The following is a 4,410-nucleotide window of genomic DNA, read 5'->3' on the forward strand; positions in this document are numbered from 1 at the left end:
GCCGAACACCTTCTGCGCCCGCGCCGCCGCGCGCCGTGCGGCACGCTGGGCCTCTCGTTGCGCGGTGGCCGCCGCTTCGGCAGGGTCGACCGGGACCGGTTGCGCGGCAACGGCGTTGCTGATGTTGGTGACGGTGTCACCGATCGCGGCGGACAGGACCGAGTTCGGATCCGGGTCGGCGTGCGGGTCGGGGCCGACGATATCGAGCCACCGTTGCCCGAGTTCGAGCATGGTGTTGGTGTCGTCGTCGGCCACGGTGTGGGCCTGCTGCCAGATCGCGCGCAACTTCTCGAGCTTGTCGCTGCCGAGGATGGACTCGATGACCCCGGCGGCGGGCGCGCATTCCGACGCGGTGAGGATGCCGCCATCCACGCGCCCCAGCAGGAGGGCGGCGTTGTGGGCGGCGGCATAATCGGTGGGCGGGATCTGGGCGGCGGCATCGGTGCCGCCGTTGTCGCCGATCACGATCTCGGTCGCGCTGGCGCGCAGCCAGTGCCGGTCATCGGGGCGGCGACGGATCTGGGCGGCCTCGATGCGGGATTCCTCCAACAGCAGGGCGGCCTCGACCACGGCCGGATTCGCCACCGGCGGCGCTTCCCACACCGAATGTTGGGCGTGGGCGCATTCGTGGACGAACGCGCCCCACACGGCGGCGTAGCGGGCGCGGTCGCTGTTGCGGTCCGGCCGCGCGGTGGCCGGGTCGATGCCGAGGCGGGTGCCGTCGATTTCGATGGCGGCGCTGTGGGGCATGAACACCGCCGGGTGCCCGTGCGCCGCGCCGGGGGCAATGGTGACGACCAGGTCGTCGCGGTCTGCGATCGGTGGGGCTTCATCGGTTAGGGCGGCAGACAGGGCATCCCATCCGGCGGTGGCGGGCGGTGGTGTGGGTGTGGTGGTGGGGTCGGCGATCAGGTGGCCGGTCATCGCGGGGGTTCCTTCCGGGCGTGTTCGGGCGGGCCGGGGTGGGTTAGATGCGGGGGCCGAGGGCCAGGGGTTCCAGCCGGGTGCCGAACACGGTGCGCACCACGTCGGCGACGATGGCGCGGTCGTCTTCGGGTGCGGCCCCGATCAGGTTCGCGGCGGCGGTGTTCGTGTCGGTGGCGGTGGCGATTTTCTGGAACGCCAGCAGTTCGCGCAGCTGGGGTGCCCACCCGATCTCGCCTTTGTCCTGTCGGGTGGCCAGGTTCCGCGCGGCGCGGACTGCTTTCGGGTCCACCCCGAGCTGTTTGGCGAGGTCGTAGTCGGAGCCGACCTGTACCTGGAACGCGAACCGGCTGGCGAGGGCGTCGGACAGGATCGCGCCGTGAACGCCGGGGTTGTGCCCGGCCACCACGAAGAACCCCGGCGCGACGGTCACGATTTCGCCGCTGTTGGCTTTGATCACGATCTCGCGGCGGCCGTCCATGGCCGGGTACACGCATGACAGCACGGTCGGCGGGATGAGGGTGGCGTCATCGATGAACAGCACCCGGCCCTCGCGCATGGCGCGGACCAGCGGCCCGTGCACGAACGCGAAGGTCCCGTCGGGGTTTTGCGTGTATTCCCCGACAAAATCGGCGACGGTGGTGTCGCAGTCGCCCTGGACCGTCAGAAGGTCGCCGTAGGCGGCCTCGATCAGCGAGGTTTTGCCGGTGCCGGGCGGGCCGTACAGCAGGACCGGGACCTCGTGGTCGCGCATGGTGCGCAGCACGTCCACATCGGCGCGGCCCGCCAGGGTCCGCAGGTGGTATTGCTGCCCGTTCGGCCGTGTCACGGCCGAACCGGTGCGGGCCGGGCTCGGGGTGCCCGATGGCGCGGCGGGGGCCTTACGCGCCCGACGGGCGGCGGGCCGCTTGGCCGGGGTTGCGGCGGGCGTGCCGGTGGCGGGTGCCGGGGTGGGGGCTCCGGTCGCGGCGCTGCTGGTGTTCGTGTTGGCGCGGTAGCGCAGCGGTTTGGCGCTGGTCTGGTCGGCGTGTCCGGCGGCGGTGAGGGTTTTCATCGCGTTTCCGATCGCACCGGATGAACGGCCGGTGAGTTTCGCGACTTCGCGGGGTGTGTATTCGGTGCCGGGGTTGTCGGTGAGGATTTTGGCGACCATGCGGCGCAGTTCGCCATTGCCGAGGCGGTTGGCCGGTGCGGGGGCCGGGCCGGTGGGGGAAGTCATCTCGTTTCTCCTTCGCACTGCACGAATTTTGTTGCGCCGCTCACGGCGGATCCTGGCACAGCGGTGGCGCGGTGGTCATTTCGGATTGGTTGACAATTCGTTTCCCCGGGGTGTGGGTCGACGCTATCTCGACTCATCCCGGGAATTCAACCCCGTTTTCAACCTTTTCTCAACCAATTTCCGCAGATCAGGGCAACAATTGCATGGCAAGCACAGAATGGAATGCGTTAACGCGGCCAGGCCGGCAGCAGACCGTACATGAGGAAACTATTGATTTGAAACCGATTGGAATGCATCGAATGAGGACGGATATCGATAGTTGAATAGCGGAGTCATATCAGCAGGGCCAGCCGAACGATGGCAGCGACGCCAGCGGGCCACGCCCGCCCCAACGTGTTCTTTCTGTTCCCTGCGGGTAATCCTGGGGAGCCAGTTGGGTCGGATAGTGGCTTCTAGCTGGTAGTTTGCGGCATCGGGGTGGGTTGATTTGACTGACCCACCTAGCGACCCGCCAATGGACCCACCTAACGACCCACCTAACGATCTCCACGATCAGCCAGGCCGCGATAACGCGAGCTGCACCCCCCGTGGCGGCGATCTCCGACAACCCGAAGAAATTGCGAACATCCACCCGTTGTGCCGTGAAATTGCCGTACGGAATCCCATTCTCAATTGAATTCCACAAATAGCGATCAGATATCCGCAAACCCTACTGGGCTAATACCTTACCCGACGAACGCCGAGAAGCACGCACACCTTCTGGCTATTATTGCGTACCGTCAATACTTGGCGGCGGGTGTCGCCTCGAATTCCCGAGGCGGATGTTAGCCTTTGTCCCGCGCGGATTCCGCACTCGAGTCAGGCGAGAGACTTCCCCATCCTCGCCTCCGCCTCATCAGACGAGCTTTTACCTTAGACCCAGCGTTTCCGCCTATCTCATCTCGAGTGTTCGCCGAGGCGTTTTCTCGGCCATTACGCATCTCGGATAGAAGACTCCGGTTTCAGTGCCGGGCTTGTTTTTGGAGCCTTTCTGCAAGGTCTCGTGTTTCTGCGGTGGGTTCTTCTCCTATTTTGGAGAGTTTGTGTGCCAGGAGGCCGAGTGTGCGTTCGATGGCTGTGTGTTCGCCGAGGCGGGCGTGCAGGCGAAGGATGTCGCGCCACAGGAGTTCGTTGAGCGGGTCGTGGTCGAGGGCGGTTTCGAGGAGGTCCAGGGCGCGGCGTGGGTCCTGCTCGACCACGGTGGCGGCCAGGGCGCCGACCGCGGTGATGGTGTCGCGGCGGGCGGATTCCCGGATCGGTGCTACCCAGTCCGCTGTGAGATCTGCGGCCAGGATCCCTCGGCAGGAGGTGTCGATGATGTGGCGGCACGCTTCACCGCGCTCCGTGCCGTTGCCCGCGTGGCGGCGTTGACGTACCGCGCGAGCGAACTGCTGGTAGTCGGTGGCGATGATGGTGTGGTCGAGCTGATAGCGGATGTGGTCGCCGGCCAGAATCCGGGGCACCGTGCCGTCGGTCGCGTCTCTGATGGAGGCGGTGAGTCGGCTGATCGCGGTGTTGAGTGCGTTGACCGGTCGGCGGGGGCATCGTTCCCCCCACAGATCGGCGATCAGGGCCTCGCGGGAAATCCCTTCTGGGTGCAGGGTCAGCAGGGCCAGCAGTTCGCGGCTCCGGGGCTGCAAGTGGGTGGTGATGTCGACAACGCCGTCGTCGCGGTGCCAGCAGACACGTAGCGGCCCGAACACCTCGACTGCCAGGGTCGGCCCACCCGGTGCCGATTCGTTTGCCGTGGTGGCGACGGGGGTAGCATCACGCGCAACGGGCACTGTCTCCGTAGGGGGCTGGCCGGTCTCGGTGACCTCGAGACCGAGGTCGTCTACTGGGGATACGGCCGGGGCGGCGTCCTGGCCCGGGATTCGATCGGGAACTGGCTGGCGGGCTCGATACACCCGGGGCGAATCCGCCCGGATGCAGACCCCGAGACCGTGACGCCACCGGCCCGGTAACCGGGGCCACGGTGACGGTTGCCGGCCTAGAAGCGGATTCGAGTGTGCTGGGGTCAGTTGTGTGTGCAGTGCGGCGGCAACGACGCGGGCAGCCGCTGCGAGCCCGTTGCGTCCTCGGCGGGAGTATCGGGCGCCGGTCAGCAGCGCTTCGGCACCGAGGCGGTCGAGTGGAAGCCTGCCGAGCACCGGGACTCCGAGAGGCTCGGCGAACTCGCCCGTGCGATCCGAGCCGACCAGCAGCACCGCGCAGCGCCGACAGCCGGC

At 67.2% G+C, this 4,410-nt stretch carries 3 protein-coding genes; all 3 read right to left on the reverse strand.

Going from position 1 to position 4,410, the window contains the following annotated elements:
- On the reverse strand, positions 1-924 hold a 924-nt coding region (locus ON27_RS29745), incomplete at its 3' end, for a hypothetical protein (RefSeq protein WP_043735055.1).
- A gap of 43 nt (positions 925-967) precedes the next feature.
- Entirely contained in the window at positions 968-2,143 is a 1,176-nt protein-coding gene (locus tag ON27_RS29750) for an AAA family ATPase (protein WP_043735057.1), read from the reverse strand.
- A 1,001-nt stretch (positions 2,144-3,144) separates the two neighbouring features.
- Positions 3,145-4,410: AfsR/SARP family transcriptional regulator (locus tag ON27_RS44435; RefSeq protein WP_218003066.1), on the reverse strand; the 1,266-nt coding region annotated here is incomplete at its 5' end.

The organism is Nocardia asiatica NBRC 100129 (assembly GCF_000308415.1).
GTDB classification, from domain to species: Bacteria; Actinomycetota; Actinomycetes; order Mycobacteriales; family Mycobacteriaceae; genus Nocardia; species Nocardia asiatica.

What these genes read in the sequence shown, in the direction of transcription:
- ON27_RS29750 (WP_043735057.1), bottom strand. Translation starts at nt 2,143, where the DNA reads ATGACTTCCCCCACCGGCCCGGCCCCCGCACCGGCCAACCGCCTCGGC.